Annotated in this window: 25 protein-coding genes, 4 tRNA genes and 1 pseudogene; 24 read left to right on the forward strand and 6 right to left on the reverse strand. The window is 57.3% G+C overall.

Annotated features, from left to right (window positions below):
- The first annotated feature begins 5 nt into the window (after positions 1–5).
- From HMPREF1153_RS10040 to HMPREF1153_RS10100, 13 genes are all read left to right on the forward strand, one after another.
- Positions 6–470: a chemotaxis protein CheX gene (locus HMPREF1153_RS10040; RefSeq protein WP_006192820.1), complete on the forward strand. Its 465-nt coding sequence runs from the start codon at positions 6–8 to the stop codon at positions 468–470.
- A gap of 216 nt (positions 471–686) precedes the next feature.
- Positions 687–1,562: a type I methionyl aminopeptidase gene (gene map, locus HMPREF1153_RS10045; RefSeq protein WP_009646816.1), complete on the forward strand. Its 876-nt coding sequence runs from the start codon at positions 687–689 to the stop codon at positions 1,560–1,562.
- Positions 1,559–2,899, forward strand: a complete 1,341-nt coding sequence (locus tag HMPREF1153_RS10050) for a DEAD/DEAH box helicase (protein WP_009646799.1) — start codon at positions 1,559–1,561, stop codon at positions 2,897–2,899. The genes map and HMPREF1153_RS10050 overlap by 4 nt, the downstream gene beginning before the upstream one ends.
- A gap of 183 nt (positions 2,900–3,082) precedes the next feature.
- Entirely contained in the window at positions 3,083–4,330 is a 1,248-nt protein-coding gene (pfp, locus tag HMPREF1153_RS10055; protein WP_009646823.1) for a diphosphate--fructose-6-phosphate 1-phosphotransferase, read from the forward strand.
- 137 nt (positions 4,331–4,467) lie between these two features.
- Positions 4,468–4,543 (forward strand) — tRNA-Met (locus HMPREF1153_RS10060).
- A gap of 33 nt (positions 4,544–4,576) precedes the next feature.
- Positions 4,577–4,662: transfer RNA gene (locus tag HMPREF1153_RS10065), tRNA-Tyr, on the forward strand.
- A 13-nt stretch (positions 4,663–4,675) separates the two neighbouring features.
- Positions 4,676–4,751: transfer RNA gene (locus HMPREF1153_RS10070), tRNA-Met, on the forward strand.
- Positions 4,752–5,078: 327 nt separating this feature from the next.
- Entirely contained in the window at positions 5,079–6,293 is a 1,215-nt protein-coding gene (locus tag HMPREF1153_RS10075; protein ID WP_009646807.1) for an NCS2 family permease, read from the forward strand.
- A gap of 18 nt (positions 6,294–6,311) precedes the next feature.
- The gene (locus tag HMPREF1153_RS10080) at positions 6,312–7,112 is read left to right on the forward strand and encodes a glucosaminidase domain-containing protein (RefSeq protein WP_006192490.1); all 801 of its coding nucleotides are present in this window, start codon (positions 6,312–6,314) and stop codon (positions 7,110–7,112) included.
- Between the two features lie 79 nt (positions 7,113–7,191).
- The gene (locus HMPREF1153_RS10085) at positions 7,192–8,817 is read left to right on the forward strand and encodes an ABC-F family ATP-binding cassette domain-containing protein (protein ID WP_009646849.1); all 1,626 of its coding nucleotides are present in this window, start codon (positions 7,192–7,194) and stop codon (positions 8,815–8,817) included.
- A gap of 55 nt (positions 8,818–8,872) precedes the next feature.
- The gene (locus HMPREF1153_RS10090; protein WP_009646812.1) at positions 8,873–10,480 is read left to right on the forward strand and encodes an ABC1 kinase family protein; all 1,608 of its coding nucleotides are present in this window, start codon (positions 8,873–8,875) and stop codon (positions 10,478–10,480) included.
- Positions 10,481–10,568: 88 nt separating this feature from the next.
- A complete protein-coding gene (aroH, locus tag HMPREF1153_RS10095; protein WP_009646852.1) occupies positions 10,569–10,934 on the forward strand; it encodes a chorismate mutase in 366 nt (121 codons plus the stop codon).
- Between the two features lie 48 nt (positions 10,935–10,982).
- Entirely contained in the window at positions 10,983–11,381 is a 399-nt protein-coding gene (locus HMPREF1153_RS10100) for a RidA family protein (protein WP_009646841.1), read from the forward strand.
- 86 nt (positions 11,382–11,467) lie between these two features.
- Here the strand turns inward: HMPREF1153_RS10100 and rpmB are convergent, their stop codons facing one another.
- From rpmB to HMPREF1153_RS13115, 5 genes and pseudogenes are all read right to left on the reverse strand, one after another.
- Positions 11,468–11,659, reverse strand: coding sequence for a 50S ribosomal protein L28 (rpmB, locus tag HMPREF1153_RS10105; protein WP_006192484.1), 192 nt, complete (start codon positions 11,657–11,659; stop codon positions 11,468–11,470).
- A gap of 25 nt (positions 11,660–11,684) precedes the next feature.
- A pseudogene (locus HMPREF1153_RS13110) lies at positions 11,685–11,833 on the reverse strand (secretion protein HlyD).
- A gap of 113 nt (positions 11,834–11,946) precedes the next feature.
- A complete protein-coding gene (gene nadE / locus HMPREF1153_RS10110; RefSeq protein WP_009646824.1) occupies positions 11,947–13,836 on the reverse strand; it encodes an NAD(+) synthase in 1,890 nt (629 codons plus the stop codon).
- A gap of 34 nt (positions 13,837–13,870) precedes the next feature.
- Complete coding sequence (locus HMPREF1153_RS10115; protein ID WP_009646853.1) at positions 13,871–14,323, reverse strand: type II toxin-antitoxin system HicB family antitoxin; 453 nt, start codon at positions 14,321–14,323, stop codon at positions 13,871–13,873.
- A 46-nt stretch (positions 14,324–14,369) separates the two neighbouring features.
- Complete coding sequence (locus HMPREF1153_RS13115) at positions 14,370–14,669, reverse strand: type II toxin-antitoxin system HicA family toxin (protein WP_009646848.1); 300 nt, start codon at positions 14,667–14,669, stop codon at positions 14,370–14,372.
- 10 nt (positions 14,670–14,679) lie between these two features.
- On the opposite strand from HMPREF1153_RS13115, the gene ybaK reads away from it, so the two are divergent.
- The 11 genes from ybaK to HMPREF1153_RS10175 all read left to right on the forward strand — a co-directional run bounded on the left by ybaK (position 14,680) and on the right by HMPREF1153_RS10175 (position 26,331).
- Complete coding sequence (gene ybaK, locus HMPREF1153_RS10125; protein ID WP_009646822.1) at positions 14,680–15,237, forward strand: Cys-tRNA(Pro) deacylase; 558 nt, start codon at positions 14,680–14,682, stop codon at positions 15,235–15,237.
- A gap of 27 nt (positions 15,238–15,264) precedes the next feature.
- Positions 15,265–16,770 carry a threonine synthase gene (gene thrC, locus HMPREF1153_RS10130; protein ID WP_009646819.1) on the forward strand — a complete coding sequence of 502 codons (1,506 nt, stop codon included), beginning with the start codon at positions 15,265–15,267 and terminating at the stop codon, positions 16,768–16,770.
- Between the two features lie 133 nt (positions 16,771–16,903).
- Positions 16,904–18,508 carry a phosphoenolpyruvate carboxykinase (ATP) gene (gene pckA, locus HMPREF1153_RS10135; protein ID WP_009646797.1) on the forward strand — a complete coding sequence of 535 codons (1,605 nt, stop codon included), beginning with the start codon at positions 16,904–16,906 and terminating at the stop codon, positions 18,506–18,508.
- Positions 18,509–18,662: 154 nt separating this feature from the next.
- Positions 18,663–20,720: an ATP-dependent DNA helicase RecG gene (gene recG / locus HMPREF1153_RS10140; RefSeq protein WP_009646839.1), complete on the forward strand. Its 2,058-nt coding sequence runs from the start codon at positions 18,663–18,665 to the stop codon at positions 20,718–20,720.
- A 149-nt stretch (positions 20,721–20,869) separates the two neighbouring features.
- Complete coding sequence (locus tag HMPREF1153_RS10145) at positions 20,870–21,304, forward strand: hypothetical protein (RefSeq protein WP_009646867.1); 435 nt, start codon at positions 20,870–20,872, stop codon at positions 21,302–21,304.
- 42 nt (positions 21,305–21,346) lie between these two features.
- The gene (rfbA, locus tag HMPREF1153_RS10150; RefSeq protein WP_037370547.1) at positions 21,347–22,219 is read left to right on the forward strand and encodes a glucose-1-phosphate thymidylyltransferase RfbA; all 873 of its coding nucleotides are present in this window, start codon (positions 21,347–21,349) and stop codon (positions 22,217–22,219) included.
- 11 nt (positions 22,220–22,230) lie between these two features.
- Entirely contained in the window at positions 22,231–22,803 is a 573-nt protein-coding gene (gene rfbC / locus HMPREF1153_RS10155; RefSeq protein WP_009646862.1) for a dTDP-4-dehydrorhamnose 3,5-epimerase, read from the forward strand.
- Entirely contained in the window at positions 22,800–23,807 is a 1,008-nt protein-coding gene (gene rfbB, locus HMPREF1153_RS10160; protein WP_009646809.1) for a dTDP-glucose 4,6-dehydratase, read from the forward strand. Before rfbC ends, rfbB begins: the two co-directional genes overlap by 4 nt.
- Positions 23,808–23,874: 67 nt before the next feature.
- Positions 23,875–23,950: transfer RNA gene (locus HMPREF1153_RS10165), tRNA-Ala, on the forward strand.
- Between the two features lie 96 nt (positions 23,951–24,046).
- Positions 24,047–24,943, forward strand: coding sequence for a LysR family transcriptional regulator (locus tag HMPREF1153_RS10170; RefSeq protein WP_009646846.1), 897 nt, complete (start codon positions 24,047–24,049; stop codon positions 24,941–24,943).
- A 176-nt stretch (positions 24,944–25,119) separates the two neighbouring features.
- Positions 25,120–26,331: an MFS transporter gene (locus HMPREF1153_RS10175; RefSeq protein ID WP_009646815.1), complete on the forward strand. Its 1,212-nt coding sequence runs from the start codon at positions 25,120–25,122 to the stop codon at positions 26,329–26,331.
- Positions 26,332–26,649: 318 nt separating this feature from the next.
- Here the strand turns inward: HMPREF1153_RS10175 and HMPREF1153_RS13120 are convergent.
- Positions 26,650–26,995 (reverse strand): hypothetical protein (locus HMPREF1153_RS13120; RefSeq protein WP_232208276.1); only part of this gene is annotated, 346 nt, incomplete at its 5' end.

A 26,995-nucleotide genomic window follows, 5' to 3' on the forward strand; every position in this document is an offset into this window, starting at 1 on the left:
GAAAGATGGATGCAAAACTTGTCAACCCTTTTATTGACGCCTTCACCGCTGTCATGCCGCAGATCGGCTTCCCCGAGCCGAAGCGTGCCAAGGTCACGGTAAAGCAGAAGAACGCCGTGAGTCTCGGCGTTTCTGTCATCGTTGGCTTCACGAAGCAGATTCGCGGCAATGTCGTTTACAACATGACGGAGGATACGGCGAAATTCATCGCCTCCACGATGATGATGGGCATGCCCGTCGAGAACTTCGATGAGATGGCGCAGAGTGCGATTTCCGAGCTCAGCAACATGCTGACGGCGAACACGGCGACGCATATCGCAGGACTCGGCTTGGAGGTCGATATCTCCACGCCGTCGCTTTCCATCGGTGAGGACTTCCAGATCAAGATCAGCAGTGATGGCTACCTTGCCGTCGATATGGATCTCGGCGGTCATATCGTCGAGCTTGATATTTCTGTTGCGACGACTTGACGCCTGCCTTGCGTGAAAAAGGCAGCATTTTCATCCGGTGCCGCAGTTTCCCTCACGGGAGGGGATTGCGGCATCTGTTTTTTAGAGATAATGGTTCGCAGTGCAGGACGGAATGTGTTATAATGGGAAGGACTTTTTAAAGGGTGTACTGGACATAGCCTTGGTGCGCCATGATTTTGCATGACGCTTTGCGTCATGCGTGCGAGGAGCAATGAAATGACGAGAAATGATTTGTGCTGGTGCGGCAGCGGCAAGAAGTACAAGAAATGCCACATGGATTTCGATGAACGTATTCGCTCGATGAAATTCGACATCTATCGCGGGCAGGTGCGCCCGCCGCACAGCATCATCAAGAATGCGGCGGACATCGAGGGCATTAGAAAGAGCGGCGTCGTCAACGATGGGGCGCTCGACCTCATGGGCGAGATGGTGCAGCCGGGCATCGATACGGCGACGCTCGACAAGGCAGCGCATGACTATATCATCGATCACGGCGGCATTCCCGCGTGCCTGAATTTCGAGGGCTTCCCAAAGAGCGTCTGCATCTCGATCAACGACGTCGTCTGCCACGGCATACCGTCGAAGAAAACGATCTTGAAGGAAGGCGACATCGTGAACGTCGACATCACGACGATCTTGGATGGCTACTATGCTGACGCGTCGCGCATGTACATCGTCGGCGGCAGGACGACGCCGGAAGCGGCGCGTCTCGTCGAGGTGGCGAAGGAGTGCATGAACCTCGGCATTGAGGCGGCCAGGCCGTGGCACTTCCTCGGCGATATCGGTGCGGCGTGCGACGCGCACGCGCGCGCCAACGGCTGCTCCGTCGTGACGCAGCTCGGCGGACACGGCGTGGGCAAGGACTTCCACGAAGAGCCTTTCGTGCCGCATGTGGGCGAAGTTGACACAGGCATGCTGCTCGTGCCGGGCATGGTGCTGACGGTCGAGCCGATGATCAACGCAGGCAAGTACAAGGTGACGGTCGACAAGAAGGATGGCTGGACGGTGCGCACGAAGGACGGCTCGCTCTCGGCACAGTGGGAAAAGACGATTCTCATCACGGAGACGGGAACGGAGGTACTTTCGAGTTGAATTTTTCAGAACTTCACTGCCCGGAAGTGTTGGTCGACGCTCTCGCGCGTCAGGGCATACGCGAGGCGACTCCCGTGCAGGAGCAGGCGATTCCTGCCGTGCGTTCGGGACGTGACGCCATCGTGCAGGCGCAGACGGGCACAGGCAAGACGCTCGCCTTCCTGCTGCCCTTGCTTGAGCGCATCAAGGGAAATGCCCAGGTCGCGCAGGCTCTCGTCGTCAGCCCGACGCGCGAGCTGGCCATGCAGACGGCGCGCGTCGCCAAGACGCTCGCGGATGCGGTCGGCATACGAACGGCGCTCGTTTACGGCGGGCAGGACATCGAACGGCAGAAGGATAAGCTCCGACAGAAGCCGCAGCTCATCATCGCGACGCCCGGCAGGCTTCTCGATCACCTGCGCCGCCACTCGGTCGAACTCTCACAGGTCAACAAGGTCGTCCTCGATGAGGCCGACGAGCTCATGCGTCTCGGCTTTGTCGAGGATGTGGAAACGATGCTCGAAGCGCTGGCGGGCGATCACCAGCTCATGCTCTTTTCGGCGACGATGCCCGAGCGCATACGGGCGCTCACGCGCCGCTACATGAAGGAGCCGCGCGAGATTACGGTGCAGCCCGAGTGCGTGACGCTCGCGAATATCGAGCAGGTCATTGTCGACACGCGCGAGGATACGAAGCTCGACAAGCTCTGTGAGCTGCTGAACAAATATCAGCCGTACCTTGCGATGGTCTTTTGCCATACGAAGCAGAAGGTCGCGCATGTGACGCTGGAACTCGCGGGGCGCGGCTACCTCGTCGACGAGCTGCACGGCGACCTCACGCAGACGCAGCGCAACCTCGTCATGCGCCGTTTCCGCGAGGCGAAGCTGCAGATCCTCGTCGTCACCGACATCGCGGCGCGCGGACTCGACATCGAGGGCGTCACGCATGTATTCAATTATGATCTGCCGCAGGATACGGAGTGGTATATTCACCGCATCGGCAGGACGGGGCGTGCGGGAGCAAAGGGGCTTGCCGTCACCTTCGTCAATGCGCATCAGTACGATCAGCTGCGCCGCATTGAGGCGGGCATCAAGGCTCGCCTCACCAAGGAAAAGTCGGAGAGAAGCGGCGGCAAGAACGTGCGACGGAAGACGGCGGCGAAAGCGGCAGCGGCGAATCAGGAGAACGCAGACAAAGAGCGTACAGCGCCCGCGAAGAGCGCACCGCCGCCCAAGCGCGGCAAGGCGGCGCAGCGTGCACGCCGCGTCGCCAAGAAGCGCGTGGGACGCCCTGCGGCACGCTCCAAGAGCGGTACGAAGACGAACGCCGGCAGGCGTTCGCATCTCGGCAAGCGGTAGTTTTATTGGAACATGCGAAAGAGCGATGGCTGGCGATGCCGTTGCTCTTTTCTTTTGGGTGGGAACTTTCTTTCGCCTTCTCCTCGTTTGCGGCAGGAAATTCGCTTTTTTGACAGAATAAAGGAAGTATGTTCAATATGAAGCAATAAGATTTATGCGCAAAATGGAAGAGGGGGCTTTTTCATGATCGGAATCAAGAATGTCATTGCCATTATCTGTGGCGGCGGGCCGGCGCCCGGCATCAACAGCGTCATTTCCGCCGTGACCATCGAGGCTGACCGCCATGGCTGGGACGTACTCGGCATCTACGATGGTTTTTCGCGCCTCGCGCGCGGCGAGAAGAAATATGTGCGCCTCGACATGGAGCGCGTGAACCGCATCCATCTGACAGGCGGCTGCATCCTGCAGATGTCGCGCTATAACCCGACGAAGAAGGAATCCGACCTGCGCACAGTTGTCGATACTTTGACGGAACTTGGCGTTACGCACGTCGTGACGATCGGTGGCGATGACACGGCGTACAGCGCTATGGCGGTGTCGAATTACGCGCGTCAGATCGGCAAGACGATCAACGTCGTCCATGTGCCAAAGACCATCGACAACGACCTGCCGCTGCCCGAGGGCATCCCGACGTTCGGTTTCGAGACGGCGCGCGCTTTCGGCACGGAGGAGATTGAAAACCTCATGGAGGACGCACGTACGAGCAACAACCGCTGGTACTTCACGATCGCTATGGGACGCACTGCGGGACACTTGGCGCTCGGTATGGGGCGCTCGGCAGGCGCGGCTCTGACGATCATTCCCGAGGAGTTCGCGGCGGAGTCGATTCCCTTGCAGCAAGTCGTCGACATCATCACGGGGTCGATTGTCAAGCGCTACTTGACGGGGCACAACTACGGCGTCGCCGTCATCGCCGAGGGTGTCATCGAGAAGATCGCGCAGGAGGACTTCCAAAAGCTTGGCAATCTCGTACTCGACGAACATGGCCATATTCGCTACGCGGAACTGGACTTCGGCGAAATCCTGAAGCAGGCGGTACTCGCCGAAGTCAAGAAGATCGGCATCAAGATCGCCATCGTGGACAAGGAAATCGGCTACGAGCTTCGCTGTGCCACGCCGATCGCCTACGACATCGACTATGCACGCTCCTTGGGCTACGAGGCCGTGCAGTTTCTCATGCGCGGCGAGACGGGGGCGCTCATCACTCTGCAGGACAACCAGGCGAAGCCGCTCTTCTTCGACGAGATCAAGGATCCTGAGACGGGCAAGACGAAGGTGCGCAAGGTCAATATCGAGTCTGTCCACTACAAAATTGCGCGTGGTTTCATGATGCGCATGGAAAAGGAGGATCTCGACGATCCCGGCCTCGCCAATGCCTATCATATGGAAAAGGACGAGTTCAAGGAGAGGTACGCCTATCTTTTTGAGTGATTGAGATGAGGTTTTGATGAAAAAGTCGCCGATGCCGCATGTTTCGGCGACTTTTTCCTTTTGCGCCCTTTACAAAGCTCTTCCACTATAGTATAATTGTTTCTTGTCAGCCGATGGTTTACGGTGTGACAAAACATCGCGGGATGGAGCAGTTGGTAGCTCGTCGGGCTCATAACCCGAAGGTCAGAGGTTCAAGTCCTCTTCCCGCAACCAACGCGAGATGCGGCGCAAGCCGTCTTGATATATGGGTAGGTGCCCGAGTGGTTAAAGGGAACAGACTGTAAATCTGTCATCTTCGGATTACGATGGTTCGAATCCATCCCTGCCCACCATTTTCATTTTTATCGCGGGATGGAGCAGTTGGTAGCTCGTCGGGCTCATAACCCGAAGGTCAGAGGTTCAAGTCCTCTTCCCGCAACCAAGCAAGTTTGCCGATGGGTTGATAACTCATCGGAGAAAGTGAATAGAGTCGGCGAAAGGCTCGACTTGCTTCTTTGCAAGCAGGTCGAGCCTTTTATCGTGGCATCGTGGGCACGGTGCGCCGTTCTCGCCAGTCGATCGGTTTGCGCCTTTCGTCGGACTTTTGAGGGTTCAGCAAAAAGCTCCTGCTTAGGATTGAAAGCCTTGGCGGTCTTGTGGTACAATAGGAGCGGATTGGTTTTTTGAGAAGGGAGGACGGGCCGAGATTTTTTCTTTTCCTTCATGGAAGGATGAGCGCGTCCAGTGGCGGCGGGAGGTTTTGGGCGGCGTGTTGACGGCGCTCGCTCTTCTGGCGACGTTTGCGGTCGTGCCCGCACTTTGGGCGAGGGCGGGTGCGCCTTTTGTCGGAGCTTATGTGGCGACGCTTCTCGCTGCGTGTTTGGCGACGCTTGCTGCGGGGCTTTTTGTGCGTCAGCCGATCGTTGTCGCGCCTGCGCTCGGCATCAACGTCTGGCTCGTCTACGGCGTCATTTATCCGCTCGGCGTCGCGTGGCAGGAGGCTCTTGCCGCATGCGTTATAGCCGCGCTCCTCGTCCTTCTGACGGTGACTACGCCGCTTCGCCGCATCTTCCTCGCGTCGATGCCGCGTGCAATCACAGAGGCGGCGCGCGGCGGCGTGGGTTTGCTCGTCGTCTTTACAGGGCTTCAGATGGGCAAGCTCGTCGTCGGCTCGCCGCTGACGGTGACGATGCTTGGCAGCCTTTCTGAGCCGGCGGCGTTCGTCGCGCTCGCAGGCCTTGCGGTATCGCTCGCCTTTTGGGCGATGGGCGTTCGTGCGGCGGCGTTCTGGGGCGTTCTTTCGGCTGTGCTGCTCGCTCTCTTCGAAGGCTTCCTCGTTTTGCCCGAGGCGCCGTTCCTGCTGCCCGAGGGGCTTGATCGGACGGCGTTTGCACTCGATTTTGCACATCTTGCAGAGCTTTCGGGCGTCGTTCTGGCGCTGTGGCTTTTCCTCTTCTTCGATACGTGCGGCACATTCGCCGCACTCGGAGAGGCGGAAGAGGTGCACGGGCTTGCCGAAAAACGCACGCTCCTTGTGCTCGCCGCAGGAAATGTTGTCGCATCGCTCCTCGGTGCAGGACCCGTCACCTTGGCGAAGGAGTCCGCGGCGGCGCGTGCCGTCGGCGCACGCACACCGCTCGCTGCCTGTGCGGCGGCAGCCGTTCTGCTTCTCGTTCTGTTCCTGGAGCCTGTGGCGGCGGCCGTTCTCGACTTTTCGGCGATTCTCGCGCCGCTCCTCATTTTTTCGGGCTGCTTGCTCCTCCGGGAGCTGCGGCTCGACTGGCAGCAGACGTCGGAACATGTCGCGTTCTTCGCCGTGCTTCTCGTGACGCCATTGTCCTCTAGTCTTGTTGCAGGACTGGGCGCAGGGATGATCGTCTATGTTTTTTTGGAGGTCTTTTCGGGACGAGGGAAGAAGATTCATCCGGTATTGTTCTTTTTCGCGGGGGCTTTTTCACTTTATTTCGCGTACTATACGCCGTGATTTTTAGGAGGAATTGCATTGGGTTTCAAGGGGTCTTTTCAGGGTAAGGCAGTTTTGACGGCGCTCGTGCTCGGCACATTTGCTTTTTCGCTTCCATCGGCGGCGGACGCCAGACGCCTGCATGATCCGCAGGTGGAAACGAAAGTGGAAATGCATCAGGGCATCGAGCAGGGCAGGACGAAGGAGACGAAGGTTCAGGCAGCGCACGCGCAGCAGCCGCTTTCCGAGCGCATCAAGGACATCTTGAACCCTCCTGCGCCCGAAAAGAAGCCGGTGGAAAAAACGCCGGGCGTTCTCGTGACGGCACCGCGCACAGCGGACGCCATCTTGGGCGCGGCGATGGCGACGGAGAAGCAGTGCGTCGATTACCTGCTGATGAACAACCCGCATCCGGACATCTCCGTTTCGCCGGAAGCGCTCGTTTCGTATTATTATAAGGAAGGCGCACGCGAGGGTGTGAGGCCCGATGTGGCGTTTGCGCAGGCACTGAAGGAAACGGGCTTCTTCCGCTACGGCGGCACGGTCACACCCGATCAGAACAATTACTGCGGTCTCGGCACGACGAGCGCGACGGTCAAGGGCGCGTACTTTTCTACGTCGGAGCTGGGTGTGCGCGCGCATATTCAGCACCTTCTGGCCTACGCGTCGACGCGCCGCCCCGCCTTGCCCATCGTCGATCCGCGCTACGACCTCGTGCGCTCGACGTACGGCGCTCGCACGCTCGGCACATGGACGGATCTCAATGGACGTTGGGCGGTGCCCGGCCATACGTACGGTCAGAGCATCATGCAGCTTTTCCGCGACATCCTGCGCCAGTGAATATATTTCACGGGCATGGAACGCGCGGCTCTTTTGCAAGCGAAAAAAACAGTATAGGGAAGGTTGAGGATCGGATCTTATGATTAGTACAAGCGGACTGACGCTGCAGTTTGGCAAGCGCGTTTTGTTCAAGGATGTAAGCATCAAGTTCACGCCGGGCAACTGCTATGGCATCATCGGCGCGAACGGCGCGGGCAAGTCGACGTTTCTGCGCGTCCTTGCGGGCGACATCGAGCCGTCGAAAGGCTCGGTCGACATTACGCCAGGCGAGCGCCTTGCCGTGCTCAAGCAGGATCACTACGCCTTCGACGAGGTCGAGGTTTTGCGCACGGTCATGCTCGGTCACGAGCGTCTCGTCGCCATCATGGATGAGAAGGATGCGCTCTATCAGAAGGAGGACTTCTCCGATGCCGACGGCATGAGGGCCTCGGAACTTGAGGCGGAGTTCGCCGACATGAACGGCTGGGATGCAGAGCCTGAGGCGGAGCGCCTCTTAAACGGCCTCGGCATCGAGCCTTCGAAGCATCACAAGAAGATGGCGGATCTTACGGACAAGGAGAAGGTGCGCGTGCTCTTGGCGCAGGCGCTTTTCGGCAGTCCCGATGTACTGCTCCTCGATGAGCCGACGAACCATCTCGACATCGAGTCGATCAACTGGCTCGAAGCCTTCCTCGACGACTTTCCGAACACGGTCATTGTCGTCTCGCATGATCGTCACTTCCTCAATCAGGTCTGCACCTATATCGCTGACGTGGACTTTGGATCGATCCAACTCTATGCGGGCAACTATGATTTCTGGCTCAAGTCGAGCCAGCTCGCCCTGCAGATGGCGAAGGATGCGAACAAGAAGAAAGAGGAGAAGATCAAGGAACTTCAGACCTTCATCCAGCGCTTCAGCGCCAACGCATCGAAGTCGAAGCAGGCGACCTCGCGCAAGAAGCTGCTCGAAAAGATCACACTCGACGACATCAAGCCGTCCTCGCGCCGCTATCCCTACATCGCCTTTACGCCCGACCGCGAGGCGGGCGACCAGCTGCTGCAGGTCAGCGGCCTGACGAAGACGATCGATGGCGAGAAGGTGCTGAACAACGTGAGCTTCACGCTCAAGAAGGGAGATAAGGTCGCCTTCGTCGGCCCGAATTCCGTGGGCAAGACGGCGCTCTTCGAGATCCTCATGGGCAATATGGAGGCGGATGCAGGCACGTTCAAATGGGGCGTGACGACGACGCAGGCGTACTTGCCGAAGGACAACAACGAATTTTTCGATGACGTCGACCTGAACCTCGTCGACTGGCTGCGCCAGTATTCGCGCGACCCGGACGAGTCGTTTGTGCGCGGCTTTCTGGGACGCATGCTCTTTTCGGGCGAGGAGAGCCAGAAGAAGGCCAAGGTCATCTCGGGCGGCGAGCGCGTGCGCTGCATGTTGTCGCGCATGATGCTTTCGGGCGCGAACGTGCTGCTTCTCGACGAGCCGACGAACCACCTCGACTTGGAGTCCATCACGGCATTGAACGACGGACTGATTGCCTTTTCGGGCACGGTACTTTTCGTTTCGCACGACCACGAGTTTATTCAGACGATCGCAAATCGCATCATCGACATCACGCCTGAGGGCGTTGTCGACCGCGTGACGACATACGATGAATTCCTGGAAAATGAGACGGTGCGCCAGCAGCTCGAAGAAAAGTACGGCAAAAAGAGCTAAGGCAAGGCTTTTGCCGTCCAGCATGGCGATGGGGGCTCTTCCGAGGGGGGATACGATGTTCGCAAAGGCTTTTCGCGAAGCGTGGCGCAAGGAGGATCAAGGCTCGGCGACGCGTCTGCGCGAGATGGTTGAAGTCCTGCGTGCGCGCGACATCGTGCATGGCATAACGCCCGAGAAACTGCGGCTGATCTTGGAAGATCTCGGACCGACTTTCGTGAAACTCGGGCAGATCATGAGCATGCGTCCGGATTTCCTGCCGCAGGAATACTGCGATGAACTTATGAAACTGCAGACGGAGGCGAACCCCCTGCCGTTTTCCGTCATAGAGAAGGTCATCGAGCAGGAGTATCAGCGTCGCTGGACGCGCATCTTCCGCTCGATTGATGAAGAAGCGCTGGGTTCAGCTTCGATTGCGCAGGTGCACTGCGCGGTGCTCCTGGACGGTGAGAAGGTCGTCATCAAGGTGCAGCGACCGGGCGTGCACGACATCATGAGCAAGGACATCGTGCTCTTGAAGCGTGCGGCGGGCATCTTGAAGATCCTTGGCCCTGCGCAGGACGTCGTGGATTTCAGCATGGTGCTCGATGAGCTTTGGGCGATTGCCAAACAGGAGATGGATTTCGTCATGGAGGCGAACCACATCGAGGAGTTCCGCCATGCGAATCAGGATGCCGACTTTGTAAGCTGTCCCAAGGTCTATCGCCATTTGACGACGCAGCATGTGCTCGTCATGGAGTACGTCGACGGCATACAGATTGACGATGTGGCGGGACTCAAGGCGGCGGGCATCGACGCGCGGCGCATCGGCGAGCGGCTCGGCGAAAATTACGTCAAGCAGATCGTCGAGGATGGCTACTTCCACGCCGACCCGCATCCGGGGAACATCTGGGTGCGCGGCGGCAAGATCGTCTGGCTCGACCTCGGCATGATGGGGCGTCTGTCGAACAAGGATCGCGCGGCAATCCGCAAGGCGATCTTCGCTCTGGCGCAGCATGACGTCTTCGAGATGAAGGCGGCGGTGCTCTCGCTCGGCGTGCCGCAGGAGCGCATCGACCATGCGAGGCTCTATCAGGACATCGACGCGCTCATCGCGCAGTACGGCGATCTCGATTTCCGCTCGCTGAAGATGGGCATACTCTCGCGTCAGATCATGAACGTTCTGCGCTCTCATCACATTGCGATTGCGCCGGGCATCAGCATGTTCTGCCGCGGCGTCATGACGATCGAGGGCGTCATGCGCCTCGTATGCCCTGAGGTCAGCTTCGTTGAGATTCTGGCGCGCAGTATGGAACTGAGCTTTGCGAAGGGATTCAACTGGCGCGAGGAAGCCGGCAAGGCGAAGCGTGAGGGCTACATCCTCTTGCGCAAATCCTTGCAGCTGCCCGAGCAGATCTCGGACATTCTGAAGATGACGCTGAGCGGGCAGACGAAGGTCAATCTTGAGCTTACGGGCGCCGATGAGCCGCTCGCGAGGCTCAACAAGATGATCAATAAACTCATCATCGCCCTCCTGAGTGCGGCGCTTCTCCTTGGCTCAAGCACGATCTGCACGACGCAGATGACACCGAAGATCATGGAGATACCGTTTCTGGGCGTCTTGGGCTATCTGGCGGCGATCGTGCTCTCGGCGCGGCTCCTGTGGAGCATATTGCGCGGTCATTGACGAGGCTGCCGTTGATTGGGGAAAGGCGCGAAATGCGCGTTTTCTTTGGGGCTTTAATGCTAGGAAGAGTAGGATAGGAGGGATTCCCATGCGTGGGATCAGGGGTGCGATCACGGTAGAAAAGGATACGAAGGCTGAGATATTTCAAGCGGTGAAACTCATGGTCATGGGTATGTGCCGCACGAACAAGATTGATCCTTCAGACATCGGAGCGGCGATTTTTTCCGCGACGCCCGATCTCAAGTCGGCATTTCCGGCTGCGGGTGCGAGATTCTTGAAAGGGTTCGATGCAGTGCCGCTTTTTGACACCCTGGAGCCGGATATCGAAAATTCTTTGCCACGCTGCATACGGGCGCTCTTGCTCGTCGATACGGATAAGCCGCAGAGTGAGATTCGCCACATCTACCTGGGCGGTGCCATTTCGCTGCGTCCCGATCTCCAAGTGGAGGAGTAGTGCGTACTATGTGCCAATGTGGTATATGACGAAGGGAGCGATTCGATCATGAAAAAAGAAATCATCACGGAAAATGCGCCGAAAGCGATCGGCCCGTACTCGCAGGGAGTCCGCACGTCGGGCGGCTTCATCTTCGCTTCGGGGCAGATTCCGCTCGACCCACAGACGGGCGAACTCGTCGCGGGCGGCATTGCCGAACAGACCGAGCGCGTGCTGGAAAACCTCAAGGCCGTTCTCGAAGCCGATGAATGCTCTCTGGAAGATGTTGTCAAGACAACAGTCTATCTGAAGGACATCGAGGACTTCGCGGCGATGAACACGGTGTACGCGAAGTATTTCACAAATTGCCCGCCTGCACGCGTCTGCGTCGAGGTGGCGCGACTGCCGAAGGACGCGCTCATTGAGATCGACTGCGTCGCTTCGGAAGGGCAGAATTATTCCTATTGATGCATCGCTGCAATAAAACAAGCCGTTGAATCTTTCGATTCAGCGGCTTGTTTTATGATATATCAGTTCGGATCCTTGTGCACAGATCAGATGGCACGCTCGACTTTGCCCGAGCGCAGGCAGCGCGTGCAGACGTTGACGTGCTTCGTCTCGCCGTTCACAATCGCGCGTACACGCTGGATATTCGGCTTCCACTTGCGCTTCGTCTTCAAATGCGAATGGCTGACATTCATGCCGGACATCTCGCCCTTTGCACAGATTTCGCAAACACTTGCCATGGGGTACACCTCCTTCGCGGCGCAGTTAAGGAATCCCTGATAAATTCAGCACCGCCATCTTGACGTATCTTTTCCGCCCTCTCTGCGTCGACAAATCCTCCGCATAGCACCACTATGCGTCCGGTTCGTCTCCTTGATCGAACGAAAAATCTGCGCCAATCTGACGGACTTCATTTTATCAGTGCTTCCTAATCTTGTGCCATAGACAACAAAAGTATTTTATCACAAAGTGCAGGGAAGCGCAAGCTGTTCTTGCAGATTCACGAAGAATCCGGCGCGAGCGGTTTTCATTTCAGCAGCGCTTCCTTGAGCTTTTGATAGGCTCTCGTATAGTAGGCGCCGTTCTGCGCCTCGCGGTGGTCGAAGCCGTAGGCGCGACGGCTGACGGCGAGGATCGGGGGCGCTTGGATACGCTTGGCGACGGCGAGACCGGAAAATAGGTTCCACCAGCGTTCAAGGTCGGCGACGAAGTCCTTGGGGGTCTGGAAATATTTCTTCACGAGGCCTTTTTCGCAGCCGATTTGCTGCTCAAGCGTGCCTTTGACGTACCAATCGAGGATGTCTTCGGGAGTCGCCTTTTCCCAGCGCTCGACGAAGGCGCGGAACAGATAGTCGTGGTACGGATAGAGCAGCGGATCGCCCTTGCCCTCGTCGACGTTCTGCGCATCGGACAGTTCGGCGCTCGGCACGATGTCGATCGTCGCCTGCGGCACAACTTCGCGCTTGAAGATATGCTCGTTCATGTAGCGTGCAAGATCGTAGACCTGATGCTTCCAAAGGTCGGCGAGGGCGGCGAGGAAGCCCGCCTGGTCGCCGTAGAGCGTCGAGTAGCCGACGGTCGTCTCCGCCTTGTTTGCGTTGCACGAGAAGCCGCCGCCGAAGGCTGCGGCGAGGGCGGCGAGGATGCGCGAGCTGCGGTCACGCGCCTGGATGTTCTCGGCGAGGAAGGAGGAGACGGCAAGCGTCTTCTTTTCTCCTGTCTTCAGAATCTCGATGGGCGTCGCTGCAATCTGCTTCATCGTGTGCTGTACGGACTCCTCGATGGGGAAGACGGCGTAATAGCAACCGAGGTTTTCGGCGAGCGCGTGTGCGAGATCCTTCGTCGTCTCGGAGTTGAAGCGGCTCGGCATGTTGACGAGCAGGACGTTTTCTGCGCCGAGGACGCTCGTATAGAGCGCGGCGGCGACGGCGGAGTCGATGCCGCCCGAGGCACCGACGACGACCTTCTTCATGCGGATGCTGTCGAGAAAATTTTTGACGCCGTAGGAAAGCGCTTCGTAAATCTGGGCGATTTCGGTCTTCTTTTCGGGCGTGAGGGCAGGGAGCGAGGCGATTTCTTCGACATCGACATAGTGCAGCCCTTCCTCGTAGGATGGAGCGGCGGCGACGCATAAACCTTCCGCGCTGTAAACGGCGCTCGCACCGTCGAAGGTGTAGACAGTCTTGCCGTTGTTCTGCAAGCCGACGTTGTTGATGTAGATGAGCGGCGCCCCTGCCGCCTTGGCTGCGGCAGAGAAGAGGCGCTGGCGCTTCTCGTTCTTCCCGAGCGTATAGGGGGAGGAGGAAATGTTGACGTAGAAGTCCAGATCCTCGTATTCTTCGAGAAGTTTCATCGGTGCCGTCTCGTAATTGTCGCTCCAGCCGTCTTCACACAATAGGCAGCCGATCTTCCAGCGTCTGCCGTGAATCTTCAGCGAGACGGGAGAAATCAGGCTCTTGGGCGTCGTGCCCAGCTCGCGTGCGAGCTTCTGCAGGCTGAAGAAGTGGCGTGTGTCGTCGAACTCCCGATAGTTCGGCAGGAGCGTCTTGATGACGAAGGGGTAGGGCATTGCCTCGGGATGGCAGAGCTTTCCTTCGCTGGCGACGAAGCAGGCGTTGTACTTGCGCGGCCGACCGTCATTGTTTTTCTTCGTCCAATCGACGGCGACGCTGCCGAAGATGACGGCGATGCCGTGCGAGGCGGCGATGATGTCGGCGGCGCAAGATTCGCAGTCGCGCAGGAAGGCGTCCTGCTCCCAGGTATCGCCGAGCAGATAGCCGGGAATCGCCATCTCGGGGAAGATGACGATGTCGGCATGATTCGCTTTCGCTTCTTCCATCTGGCGCAGTATGTTCGCGGTATTGGCGTCAGGCCGTCCGGGCTGTATTTCCATCTGTGCGGACGCGATTTTCAGCAAGGGGAAGCACCTCTTTCCAAGTTGGGACTTTGCATCAGGCGTTGGCTTCGATTTTCTCAACGATGAGACGCTGCACCCAGGGCGGCGGCAGACGGCGGCCGGCATTCCACTCCTGTACCGTACGATAAGGAGCGCCCAGAAGCTCGGCCAGCATCTTGATGTTCAGACCTGCCTGTTTGCGTGCATATTTGATGGGATTGTTTTCGCGCTCGATGATCTCCCGATAAGCGTCGGTGTCAGCAGCGACGAGGCTCACGAAGCCTTTTTCGCCGGCAGACAAAGTGTCGAGGGGAGCAGGCAGGGGGATGACGGCGTGCTCGTCTTCCATATCGCACAAGATCAGGGCGAGTGCATCGGCGGCGTTCTCCAAAGCCTCAGGCTGATTTTCACCAGCGGTGAAGCAGTTCTCAATATCGGGAAAGGTCACGTCATAGACCTGTTCCTCCTCATCCCAGCGAAAGATTGCAGGAAAAGCGTATTTGCTCATGTTTCAAGCCTCCTGTCGAAAAAAAGTGTGTCGAAGCGTATCCTCATCACGGCTGCTGGATTCCAGCTTGTTTCAAAATTTTCTGCACCGTTCCAGTCGGAATTTCCCTTTTGTGCCGCCAAACGACGAATACGCGCCCCGTGATCGGACTATAATATTTATCGTGCCTGCCGCCATGTTCGACCATCGTGCAAGCATGATTTTTGAGGATCCTCAAAAGCTCAGATGTTTTCATGATCGACTCCTTTGATAAGTTCATCATATACCTTTTGTGTTTCAACGTCAACAATGATACACATAGAAGGTGTATTTTCTCCCGCTGATGCGCTTCTTTTGCTTCGGCCATAGGAGTTCTCGTGAACCTATGGTATAATAGAGTCTGCATCCGAAGCAGCTTTTTGCTTGAGATTGCGGATGCAGAAACGGTGAGCGATATGAAGGGGCAGAAGAAGACGAATGCGGCGCGGATTCTCGACGGGCTGTCGATTTCGTACGAGCTGCGGAAGTTTCCCGTCGACTTGGACGACCTCAGCGCCGTCCATGCGGCCGAGATGCTCCATATGCCTGTGGAGCAGGTATTCAAGACGCTCGTCGCCCGCACGGACAAGGCGGGCGTCGTCATGGCGTGCATTCCGGGCGCGGCGGAGCTTGACCTCAAGGCTCTCGCTAAGGCCGCCGCGAGCAAGAAGGCGGAGATGGTGCATCTCAAGGAAGTGCTTGCGCTCACGGGTTATCAGCGCGGCGGCTGCTCGCCGCTCGGTGCGAAGAAAGAGTATCCTGTGTTCCTCGACGCTTCGGCGAAAGCCTGGGACAAGATTGCCGTCAGCGCGGGCAGGCGCGGCGAACAGATCGTGCTCGCGCCCGCCGATTTGGAGCGTGCCGTCCATGCGACGACGGCGCAGCTGACGCGCTGAGAGAAGCGGCACAGTCGATGGAGAGAGATGAATGGAGTGAAGGAATTGAAATACAGCAGTACAAGGGGAAAGGCGGCAAGCGTCGCCTCGGCAGAGGCAATCATCCAGGGGTTGGCGGCGGACGGCGGGCTTTTCGTGCCCGAGGAGATTCCTGCGGTCGATTTGGACTTTATCGCAGGGATGCGGCAGCTTTCCTATGAGGAGCGTGCGGCACGCATTCTGGGACTCTTCCTTACGGATTACACGGCGGAGGAGCTTGCGGGCTGCATTGCACGCGCTTACGGGGGCGGCAAGTTTGACGACGTGCGCATCGCGCCCGTGCACGCGCTCAAGGAGTTCCCCGTATTGGAGCTCTGGCACGGGCCGACGAGTGCGTTCAAGGACATGGCACTGCAGCTTTTGCCGCAGCTTTTGCAGACGGCGCTCAAGAAGACGGGTGAGGATGCTGAGATTCTGATTCTCGTTGCCACGTCGGGCGACACGGGCAAGGCGGCGCTCGAAGGTTTTGCCGATGTCGATCAGATCAAGATCCTCGTGTTCTATCCGACGGGCGGCGTGTCGAAGATCCAGAACCTGCAGATGTGCACGCAGAAGGGCGCAAATGTCCGTGTCGTCGCGGTCAAGGGGAATTTTGACGATGCGCAGAACGGCGTCAAGGAGATTTTCGGCAACAAGGCCTTTGGAGAGAAGCTCGCCGCTGGGAACGTCAAGCTGTCTTCGGCAAATTCGATCAACTGGGGCAGGCTCGTGCCGCAGATCGTCTACTACTTCAGCGCCTATGCCGATCTCTTGGAAAAGGGGACGATTGCAGCGGGCGAAGCCATCGATTTCTGCGTGCCGACGGGCAATTTCGGCGATATTCTCGCGGGTTATTATGCCAAGCGCATGGGGCTTCCCGTCGCGAAACTGATCTGTGCGTCGAACAGCAACAACGTGCTGACGGATTTCCTGCAGACGGGCGTTTATGACAAAAAGCGCGATTTTTACAAGACGATCTCGCCGTCCATGGACATCTTGATTTCGAGCAATCTTGAGCGTCTGCTCTATCATGAAACGCAGAATGCGGCGCTGGTCAGGGGCTGGATGGAGGAGCTTGCCGCAAAGGGCAGGTACGAGGTCGGCGAGACTGTGCTGCAGAATCTTAAAGAGACGTTTTGGGCTGGCTGGGTCGACGACGTGGTGACGAAGGAGACGATTCGCGAAGTCTACGAAAAGGAGCATTATGTGCTCGACACGCATTCGGCTGTCGCGTATCGCGTGGCACAGGCTTATAAGAAGGCGACGGGAAGCGAGCGCCCGCTCGTCGTCGTCTCGACGGCAAGCCCGTACAAGTTCAACGAAAGCGTCTTGGACGCGCTCGGGGAAGAGCGTGCGGGACTCGACGAATTCGCGCAGCTCGACAAGCTCGCCTCCTTGAACGAAAGCCCGATTCCGCAGGGATTGGCGTCGCTGAAAACGGCTGAAATCCTGCATCGCGCAGTGTGCGAGAAGACGGAAATGCATGCTGTAACGGAAGCATTTGCGAAGAAATAAGGATTTGCAAGTGAAATTTCATAAATAAAAATTGAAAACAAGCAGGATTTCCCTAGAAAAGCGAGAAAGAGATGAAGAGAGCATGTTTGAAACTATATCTTAAATTCAACTTTTATGAAAGAGGTAGAGAAACATGGCAAAACTTGATCTGACAAAGTACGGGATTACCGGCGTGAAGGAAATCGTCCATAATCCGTCCTATGAACAGCTTTTCGAAGAAGAGATGAAGGCCGACCTCACGGGATTTGAGAAGGGAAAGCTCACGGAGCTTGATGCCGTGAATGTCATGACGGGCGTCTTTACGGGCCGTTCGCCGAAGGACAAGTTCATCGTCATGGACGAGAACTCCAAGGATACGGTCTGGTGGACCTCGGACGCCTATCCGAACGACAACCATCCGGCAAGTCAGGAGACGTGGGAAGAACTCAAGAAGATTGCGAAAAAGGAGCTTTCCAACAAGCGTCTCTTCGTCGTCGATGCTTTCTGTGGTGCGAACAAGAATACGCGCATGGCCGTGCGATTTATCGTCGAGGTCGCATGGCAGGCGCATTTCGTCAGCAATATGTTCATCCTGCCCTCGAAGGAGGAGTTGGAGAACTTCGAGCCGGATTTCGTCGTCTACAATGCGTCGAAAGCGAAGGTTGAGAACTACAAGGAGCTCGGACTTCATTCGGAGACGGCGGTCGCCTTCAATATCACGAGCCGCGAGCAGGTCATCATCAATACGTGGTACGGCGGCGAGATGAAGAAGGGCATGTTCTCGATGATGAACTACTACCTGCCGCTGAAGGGCATCGCCGCCATGCACTGCTCGGCCAATACGGATCTCGAGGGCAAGAATACGGCGATCTTCTTCGGCCTCTCGGGTACGGGAAAGACGACGCTCTCGACCGACCCGAAGCGCCTCTTGATCGGCGACGACGAGCATGGCTGGGACGACAACGGCGTCTTCAACTTCGAGGGCGGCTGCTACGCGAAGGTCATCAACCTCGACAAGGATTCCGAGCCGGACATCTACAACGCCATCTGCCGCGACGCTCTCCTGGAGAATGTCACGGTCGACGAGAACGGCAAGGTTGATTTTGCCGATAAGTCCGTGACGGAGAATACGCGCGTCTCCTATCCGATCGACCACATCAAGAACATCGTGCGTCCGATTTCTTCTGCGCCTCCGGCCAAAGAGGTCATCTTCCTTTCGGCGGACGCCTTCGGCGTGCTGCCGCCCGTCGCGATTCTGACGCCGGAGCAGATGGAGTATTACTTCCTCTCGGGCTTCACGGCGAAGCTCGCGGGCACGGAGCGCGGCATCACGGAGCCGACGCCGACGTTCTCGGCATGCTTCGGTCAGGCGTTCCTCGAACTGCCGCCGACGAAGTATGCACAGGAGCTCGTCAAGAGGGTGCGCCAGAGCGACGCCAAGGCATATCTCGTGAACACGGGATGGAACGGCACGGGCAAGCGCATTTCCATCAAGGATACGCGCGGCATCATCGACGCGATCCTGAACGGCTCGATCAACAAGGCGCCGACGAAGAAGCTCAAGTACTTTGAGTTCGACATCCCGACGGAACTTGCAGGCGTCGATACGAAGATCCTCGACCCACGCGACACCTATGCCGATCCGGCCGAGTGGGACAAGAAGGCGCAGGATCTCGCCGGTCGCTTCATCAAGAACTTCAAGAAGTACGAGACGGATGACGAGGGCAGGGCGCTCGTCGCTGCCGGTCCGAAACTCTAAGCAGCTTTCGGGCGGCTTTTGGGCGAAAGCGCTTCCAGCAATATCGTGATAGGAAAAAGGCGCGAAAAAGCGTGCCATGAAGAAGGAGCTCGCCTGCGATTCGATGCGGAGGCGGGCTCTCTTATGTTTTGCATCTTTCGGAGAGGGGGCGGCCATGGAGCTGCAGACGAGCCTTTTGGAGCTCAAAGGCGTCGGCGCGAAGAAATACGAGGCATTGAACAAGATCGGCCTCTTCACCGTCTATGACCTCCTGACCTATTATCCGCGCACATACGAAGACAGGCGCGTGCTGACGCCGCTCACCGCGCTCGCGGTCGGCGAGCAGCAGGCGGTCACAGGCGTCATCCGTCATATAGCCGAGAGGCGCACGGGGCGTGGCATTCATATCCTGAGCGTCGATATTGACGACGGCACGGGATTTTTGCAGGTCACGTTCTTCAATCAGAAGTTTCTCAAGGGAAAGCTCAAGGCGGGGATGCAGCTCTTTGCTGTCGGTAAGATTGATTATGCCTTCGGCGGGCGCGGCAAGAAGCAGATGAGCCAGGTCAAGGACTTCTCCCTGATGGAAAAAGGCGGGGAAGCGGCTCTGGGCATTCTGCCGGTCTATGCGGCTTCGGGCAGTCTGAATCAGAAGTTTTTCCGCACGCTTCTCACAGGAGTATTTCAAGGAATCGGTAAGATCGTGGAGACCTTGCCCGAGAGCATCTGCCAGCGCTATCGTCTCGTCGCGCGAGAAGAGGCGTATCGCGAGGTGCATTTTCCCGAATCGCCCGAGGCGCTGCATCTCGCGCGGGAAAGACTGATCTTCGAGGAGCTTTACCTCATCCAGTGTGGGCTTCTTCTCCTGCGTCGCGAGAGTCGTGAAAAAAAGAAGGGCGTGCGCCATCTCGGCGCGAGCCGCCTTTCGCGCGAGGCGCGTGAGGCTTTGCCGTTCCGCTTGACAGAGGACCAGGAAAAGGCGTGGCGCGACATTCGGCAGGACATGGAGCTTGCCTTGCCGATGCGCCGCCTCGTGCAAGGGGACGTCGGCTCGGGCAAGACGGCGCTCGCCCTCTTGGCGCTCGTCAAGACGGTGGAAAACGGCTTTCAGGGTGCATTCATGGCGCCGACGGAAATCTTGGCGCGTCAGCATTTCGATAAGTTCAGCGAATTGCTGCGAGATCTGCCCGTGCGTCTGCTGCTCCTGACGGGAAGATTGTCGAAGAAGGAACGCGAGGCGGCGTACGAGGCGATCGAGGCGCACGATGTCGATATCGTGATCGGCACGCATGCCTTGATCCAGGAGCCTGTCGCCTTCGCCTCGCTCGGCCTCGTCGTGACGGATGAGCAGCATCGCTTCGGCGTCGAGCAGCGAGCGACGCTTGAAAAACGCGCACACCTCACGCCCGACATGCTCGTCATGACGGCGACGCCGATTCCACGCACGATGACCTTGACGGTCTACGGCGATCTCGACGTCTCGCGCATCGAGCATCTGCCGCCGGGGCGCGTGCCCGTCGAGACCTTCGTGCGCACGCCCGACCGGCGTGATCGCATCTATCGCTTCGTGCGTCAAGAGATTGAAAGGGGCAGGCAGGCCTACGTCGTCTGCCCGCTCGTCGAGCAGAACGACACGCTTGGCCTGCCGTCGGCGCAGGAGGTCTACGAGGAACTCAGTGCGGGCGTGTTCCGTGAAGTGCGATGCGGCCTCGTGCACGGCAGGCTCCGAGGCAAGGAGAAGGAAGCCGTTATGGCGGACTTCCACGCGGGCGAGCTCGACGTTCTCGTGACGACGACGGTCATCGAGGTGGGTGTAGACGTGCCGAATGCGAGCATCATGGTCATTGAGAATGCCGAGCGCTTCGGCCTCGCGCAGCTTCATCAGCTGCGCGGACGCGTGGGCAGGGGGGCGCATCGTTCCTACTGCATCCTCGTTTCGGCGGCGCGAACCGCTGCGGCGAAGAAACGGCTTGCCCTTTTGGAGAGCATGCGCGACGGCTTCGTGCTCGCCGAGGAGGATTTGAAGCTCAGAGGCCCCGGTCAATTCTTCGGCGCGATGCAGCACGGCCTGCCTGATCTCAAGATGGCAGACGCCCTGCGCGACGTCGATATTCTGCTCAAGGCGCGTCGCGCGGCGCTCGAAACGATGGAAAGCCCCGCAATGCGCAAGGAGGTTGCTGAAATCCTGCGGCTTGAGTACAAGGGATTTTTTGCGAAGATCACGGAGGTCTGAAAAGACGTGTGCGGCTGCATCTTCGATACATCTCTCATAATGGTATGGGGAATAAAATAAAAAAGAAAGACCGTTTCTTGGCAGGAGTTTCCTGTGCCTTTGATGAATCTTATTGAAAGATACGAATTTCGCATTTACGGAGGAAGTTTATGGTAGAGGCAGCGGAGAAGTTCAAGCGGTATTTGCAGCGGCATAAGATTGACAGCTTTGAGCGCGAGGAGCTTGGCGATGAGCATGAGAGCGTGATTTTTCGCTCGACCGTTGAGGTGCAGGGACAGTATGTGCCGCTCGGGGTCATTTTCGACGATACAATCTATGTGATTGTACGAGCCAATCTTGCGCCGAAGGCACTGAATGATGACAACGCCTATGAGGTGACGAATTTCATCATGCGCCTGAACAACGGCAACAAACTGTTCAAGTATTATCTTGCGCCTGATACGTCTGTCATCCTTGACGCCTGCATCCCGATGACGCAGAAGAACTATTCGGCCGATCTCGTCAATACGATCGTGGGCGTCGTCGCACGGGAGGTCAGGAAGCGCCACAGCGAGTTCATGAGCTTGATTTGGCAGAAGGCTTGAGATGCGGAAATATTGCAGCCGTGTCGTTTGAGAGGTGATTTTGTGCTGAAGAAGGGAATAATTCTGGCGGGCGGCTCGGGAACGCGGCTCTATCCGCTGACAAAGGTCGTGTCGAAGCAGCTCATGCCGGTCTTTGACAAGCCAATGATCTACTATCCGTTGAGCACGCTGATGCTCGCCGGACTGGAGGACATCCTCGTCATCACGACGCCGCAGGACAGCACGATGTTTTCTGCTATGCTCGACGACGGCAGCCAATGGGGCATTCATATCTCCTATGCCGTGCAGCCGAGCCCGGACGGCTTGGCGCAGGCGTTCCTCATCGGCGAGAATTTCATCGGCGGCGACGGCTGCGCACTTGTCCTGGGCGACAACATCTTCTACGGCGCTGACCTTGCACGGCTTTTGCAGCGTGCGACGGCACGCGAGGCGGGCGCGACGGTGTTCGCCTACTACGTGCGCGACCCGCAGCGCTATGGCGTCGTGGAGTTTGATGAGACGGGGTGCGCTGTCAGTTTGGAGGAAAAGCCCGAGATGCCGCGCTCGAACTATGCGGTGACGGGGCTGTACTTCTACGACAACGATGTCGTTGAGATCGCGAAGGCGGTCAAGCCGTCGGCACGCGGCGAGCTTGAGATCACGGATGTGAACCGCACGTATTTGGAGCGCGGTGACCTTCAGGTAGAGAAGATGCGCAGGGGGTTCGCGTGGCTCGATACAGGCACGCATGAGTCGCTTCTGCAGGCGGCTACGTTTGTCGAGACAATTCAGGATCGCCAGGGTCTCAAGATCGCCTGCATCGAGGAGATCGCCTACCGCATGGGGCATATTGATGCGGAGCAGGTTCTGCGCCTCGCGCAGCCTTTGATGAAGAACGACTACGGGCGCTATCTGGAGCAACTGGTCAAGGGATAGGGGAACGAGAAATGAACGTGACGGAAACGCGCCTCAAGGGCGTCTTTATCTTGGAACCGCAGGTGTTCGGCGATGCACGCGGCTGGTTCATGGAGAGCTGGTCGAAAAAGAAGATGGAAGAGGCGGGTCTCTCCTACGACTTCGTGCAGGACAATCAGTCTTTCTCAGCGGAAAAGGGTACGCTGCGCGGACTTCATTATCAGAAGAATCCCATGGCGCAGGCGAAACTCCTGCGCTGCACGCGCGGCGAGATCTTAGACGTCGCCGTTGACATACGAAAGGGTTCGCCGCAGTATGCGAAGTGGGTTTCCGTGCGCCTTTCGGCGGAAAACAAGAGACAGCTGATGATTCCGCGTGGTTTCGCGCATGGTTTCATCACCTTGACGGATGACGTCGAGGTGCAGTACAAGGCGGACAATTACTATGCGCCGGAGTGCGACGGCAACATTCTTTGGAGCGATCCTGTCATCGGCGTTGACTGGGAGATCGCGCCGACGGTTCTTTCGGCGAAGGACGAGGCGGCGCCGCCGCTCGCCGAGCGGGAAGCTCAGCTCAATTTCGTCTATGGGGAGGAAAAGGCGTGAAGTATCTTGTGACTGGCGGCGCCGGCTTTATCGGCAGCAATTTCGTCCACTATATGATGAAGGCGCACGAGGACGCGGAGATTCTTTGCGTCGATGCGCTGACGTATGCGGGCGACTATGAATCTCTGCTCGATCTCGCAGAAGAGCCGCGCTTTCGCTTCGCCCACTGCAATATATGCGACCGCGAGGCGATTTACGCGCTCTTTCGCGCCGAGAAACCCGATGTCGTTGTGAATTTCGCGGCGGAAAGTCATGTCGACCGCTCGATCGAGACGCCGGAGATCTTCCTGCAGACGAACATCATCGGCACGAGCGTTCTCATGGACGCTTGCCGCGAGTACGGCATTTCGCGCTACCATCAGGTGTCGACGGATGAAGTCTACGGCGATTTGCCGCTCGACCGCCCCGATCTCTTCTTCACTGAGGAGACTCCCTTGCATACGTCGAGCCCGTATTCATCCTCGAAGGCGAGCGCCGATCTCCTCGTACTCGCTTATAGTCGCACATACGGCCTGCCCGTGACGATCTCGCGCTGCTCGAACAACTATGGCCCGTACCATTTTCCCGAGAAACTCATCCCGCTGATGATCGTCAAGGCGCTTGCCGACGAGCAGCTTCCCGTCTATGGCGACGGCGCCAACGTGCGCGACTGGCTCTACGTCGAGGATCACTGCCGCGCCATTGACCTCGTGCTGCAGAAGGGACGCACGGGAGAGGTCTACAACATCGGCGGTCACAACGAACGCGCCAACATCGACGTCGTCAAGGTCATCCTTCGCGCCTTGAAGAAGCCTGAGAGCCTCATCTCGTATGTGGCGGACAGGAAGGGACATGACCGCCGCTATGCGATCGATCCGACGAAGATCCATACGGAACTCGGCTGGCTGCCCGAGACGAGATTCGAAGACGGCATCGAGCGCACGATTGCATGGTATCTGGAAAACCGCGCATGGTGGCAGCATATCCTCGACGGCAGCTATCGAAAAGCGTATCCGAGCGCATGAAATTTTTTACAAAAAGGGCTTGCGCTTTTTGCTTTCGTGCTGTATACTAGCAAAGTAACTTGTCCACGGGGGCGTAGCTCAGCTGGGAGAGCGCTTGCATGGCATGCAAGAGGTCAGGGGTTCGATCCCCCTCGTCTCCACCATAGGGTATTTAAGCGGTTTTCTGCTTAGGCGCAGAAGCCGCTTTTTGTTTTAGAGAAAATACGGCAGGGATTCTCCTGTCGAAGGGAGGCTGCGGCATGGGCGAACTGCCGAGCATACATCAGTTGGAGTGTTTCATCATTTACGGCAAGGTTAGGAATTTCTCGCTTGCCGCACAGGAAGCGAACATCACACAATCGGCGTTCAGCGTGCAAATGAAGAAGCTCGAAGAGGTGGTCGGCGTCACTTTGATCCGCCGCTCGACGCGCGGCAGCGACTTGACGGAGGAGGGCACGACATTTCTGGCGAAAGCGCAGCTTTGCGTCGAGCAGCTGAGGGGCGCGGTGGCGGAGGTGCAGGAGAGCGTGAAGCGCAAGCCTGCCGAGCTGAATGTCGCCGTACTGCGCTCTCTGGGCGATGTTCACATGAATCGTCATGTATCGTACTTTCAGAAGCAGAATGAGAAGATCTGCCTCAATGTTTTTGAAATGGAGGAAGATGAGATTCGATGTGGGCTTCTGGAAGACCGCATCGACGTTGCCTCGGTATATCGCTTGGAAGAGATGAGTTTTGACGGATGGGAGTGCGTGCATTTTTCCGATGATGACATCGTTTTCTATGCACCTTGTCTTGCGCGCGCCGAAGGCGATGCAACGCGATCTTGGGCGGCGAAGCAGCCGCTCGTGTTTTATCCCGTGAAGTCGTCGATGAATCGCGTCTACGAGCGCTACTTCGGTGAAGAGATGCCCGTAGTGGCAGCGCGTCTTTCGACGCCGTATGCGATGGTGCATTTTTGCCGGGAAAATCCGGCGGGTGCGCTCTTGCCGCGCCGCTTCATCGAAGCGCTCGGCATCACGTCGGGTTTCTCTTCCCTTGCCCCCGCGCTGACACTCGACGCTGTGCTTGTATATAAGAAGGAAAACCCGCGTCTGCGCCATATTCGTACCTACGTTGAATATGTTCAGAAAATTTATCGGAGTACGGGTGAGATGTGAGTGTGGAGATCACGTTGAGGAATGACGTCGGGAGTTATCGCTTTTTGCGATAACTCCCATCTTTTTTATGCGCTATACAAAACGGAGGTCGATGCTTATAATCGGGTACAGTTCATTTTTAAGAAATCGCCGCAGCGCTAAGGAGCGCGTTCGGTAAAGAAAGGTCGTTGTTAAACGTGGAACATGAAAAGTTATGGACGAAGGAGTTCATTCTTGATACCTTGGTGAACTTCTTGATCTATATCATCTATTACATGCTCATGGTCATCATCGCATCCGAAGCGATCAAGACGCTCAACGCGTCGATGAGCGAGGCGGGGCTGGCATCCGGCATCTTCATCCTCGGCACACTGCTCGCACGCATGGTCGCCGGTCATTCCATCGAGCTTTATGGAAGAAAGTTCATGCTCTATGCAGGCATCATCTTCTATCTTGCGACGACGCTCCTGTATTTCTTCGTCGATTCCCTTTCCATGCTCTACATCGTGCGCTGTCTGAACGGCATCGGCTACGGCATCGCCTCGACGGCGACGAGCACGATCGTATCGAGCATCATTCCTGTGATGCGCCGCGGCGAGGGCATCAACTACTACGCCTTGAGCATGAGCCTCGCTGCCGCCATTGGCCCATTCCTCGGCATGCTCATGCAGCATACGATGACGTTCAATTACATCATTGATTTCTGCGTCGCCATGCTCGTCGTCTGCCTCGTTGCCATCGTCGCCCTCAAGGTGCCGGAGATGGAGCTTTCGGCAGAGAAGAAGGCGGAGCTTAAGAAGTTCAGCATCAGCAACTTCTTGGAGCCGAAGGTCACGTCCATTTCCATCGTGGCGTTCATCATGGGCATCAGCTATTCGAGTGTTCTGAGCTTCCTTGCGACGTATGCGCAGGAACTTGGTCTCATCGGCGCAGGCACGGTATTCTTCCTTGTCTACGCCCTGACGATCACGCTCGCACGTCCTGTTGCTGGCGTCATGTTCGACCGCAAGGGAGAGGACTTCGTGATGTACCCGACATATGCGTGTCTTGCCATCGGGCTTCTGCTACTGAGCGTCACGACGCAAAGCTGGACGCTTCTCCTCGCGGGCGTGTTCGTTGGTCTCGGCTACGGCACGTTCATGTCGAACGGGCAGGCGATCTGCGTGAAGCTCGTCACCGAGTATCGCATCGGCGTCGCCGTATCGACGTACTTCATCGCGCTCGACCTCGGTCTCGGCGTCGGCCCCTATGCGCTTGGCGCGTTCAAGGACGGCATTGGTTTCGAAGGCATCTATGCCGCCTGCGGTGTAGCCGCACTCCTTTGTGCAGGACTTTATTACCTGCTCTATGCGAGAAAGCGCGACGCTGCGCTCGTCGTGGAGATGAAGCTGGAAACAGAAGCAGAGTGAAAGAACAAAAAGGGGAGCTGCGGCAAGCGGCTCCCCTTTTTGTCCTATTCCAGTGGACAAAATGAAAGAAAAGAAAGATGTTGACAGGCGCGAAGTCTTCGTGTAGAATAGGTCAAGTCGCGAAGAGAGCGGACAGCAAGTGAAAGGTTCGGAGAAAAACGGCTCCTGAGTCCTGGAGGACATGAAAAACGGTGCTTGACAAAATTCACTGAAGCGAGTATACTGAATAGGCTAGCTCAACCGAGCGGCGAACAGCCGAAGTAATTCGGCGGTGTTCCTTGAAAACTAAACAATGCAGAAATGAATCATCTATATGATTCAAGCCAGATGTCCATCAAGAGGAATCTTGATGAAACATCGATTGTGAACTACATTTGTAAAAGCAATCGACAATTTCTTTATGCGGTTCGAAAGAATCGTATCCAAAGATAAAAAGAGCCAATCATGGCTCTCTGCAAACTGAATGCAAGTTTCTCTGCATCCAACATAACTATGTTGGATGCGGAGAAAAAACGCAGGGATTTTTGTGCTAGGCGAGGCGCAGCGAAGCGACGCCCCGGAAGCGCACTTGTGTGCGCTGAGGATGCGGCGCGAAGCTGTAACGAAGCATAGCGCAAAAAGACCAAGTTTTTTTCGGAGAGTTTGATCCTGGCTCAGGACGAAC

The organism is Selenomonas sp. CM52, from assembly GCF_000292955.1.
In the GTDB taxonomy this organism is placed as follows: Bacteria; Bacillota; Negativicutes; order Selenomonadales; family Selenomonadaceae; genus Selenomonas.

What these genes read in the sequence shown, in the direction of transcription:
- recG (WP_009646839.1), top strand. Translation starts at nt 18,663, where the DNA reads ATGGAGCTGCAGACGAGCCTTTTGGAGCTCAAAGGCGTCGGCGCGAAG.
- aroH (WP_009646852.1), top strand. Translation starts at nt 10,569, where the DNA reads ATGCGTGGGATCAGGGGTGCGATCACGGTAGAAAAGGATACGAAGGCT.
- pfp (WP_009646823.1), top strand. Translation starts at nt 3,083, where the DNA reads ATGATCGGAATCAAGAATGTCATTGCCATTATCTGTGGCGGCGGGCCG.
- rpmB (WP_006192484.1), bottom strand. Translation starts at nt 11,659, where the DNA reads ATGGCAAGTGTTTGCGAAATCTGTGCAAAGGGCGAGATGTCCGGCATG.
- HMPREF1153_RS10115 (WP_009646853.1), bottom strand. Translation starts at nt 14,323, where the DNA reads ATGAGCAAATACGCTTTTCCTGCAATCTTTCGCTGGGATGAGGAGGAA.
- thrC (WP_009646819.1), top strand. Translation starts at nt 15,265, where the DNA reads ATGAATGGAGTGAAGGAATTGAAATACAGCAGTACAAGGGGAAAGGCG.
- HMPREF1153_RS10085 (WP_009646849.1), top strand. Translation starts at nt 7,192, where the DNA reads ATGATTAGTACAAGCGGACTGACGCTGCAGTTTGGCAAGCGCGTTTTG.
- HMPREF1153_RS13115 (WP_009646848.1), bottom strand. Translation starts at nt 14,669, where the DNA reads ATGGCCGAAGCAAAAGAAGCGCATCAGCGGGAGAAAATACACCTTCTA.
- HMPREF1153_RS10100 (WP_009646841.1), top strand. Translation starts at nt 10,983, where the DNA reads ATGAAAAAAGAAATCATCACGGAAAATGCGCCGAAAGCGATCGGCCCG.
- HMPREF1153_RS10145 (WP_009646867.1), top strand. Translation starts at nt 20,870, where the DNA reads ATGGTAGAGGCAGCGGAGAAGTTCAAGCGGTATTTGCAGCGGCATAAG.
- map (WP_009646816.1), top strand. Translation starts at nt 687, where the DNA reads ATGACGAGAAATGATTTGTGCTGGTGCGGCAGCGGCAAGAAGTACAAG.
- HMPREF1153_RS10170 (WP_009646846.1), top strand. Translation starts at nt 24,047, where the DNA reads ATGGGCGAACTGCCGAGCATACATCAGTTGGAGTGTTTCATCATTTAC.
- HMPREF1153_RS10040 (WP_006192820.1), top strand. Translation starts at nt 6, where the DNA reads ATGGATGCAAAACTTGTCAACCCTTTTATTGACGCCTTCACCGCTGTC.
- rfbC (WP_009646862.1), top strand. Translation starts at nt 22,231, where the DNA reads ATGAACGTGACGGAAACGCGCCTCAAGGGCGTCTTTATCTTGGAACCG.
- HMPREF1153_RS10090 (WP_009646812.1), top strand. Translation starts at nt 8,873, where the DNA reads ATGTTCGCAAAGGCTTTTCGCGAAGCGTGGCGCAAGGAGGATCAAGGC.
- pckA (WP_009646797.1), top strand. Translation starts at nt 16,904, where the DNA reads ATGGCAAAACTTGATCTGACAAAGTACGGGATTACCGGCGTGAAGGAA.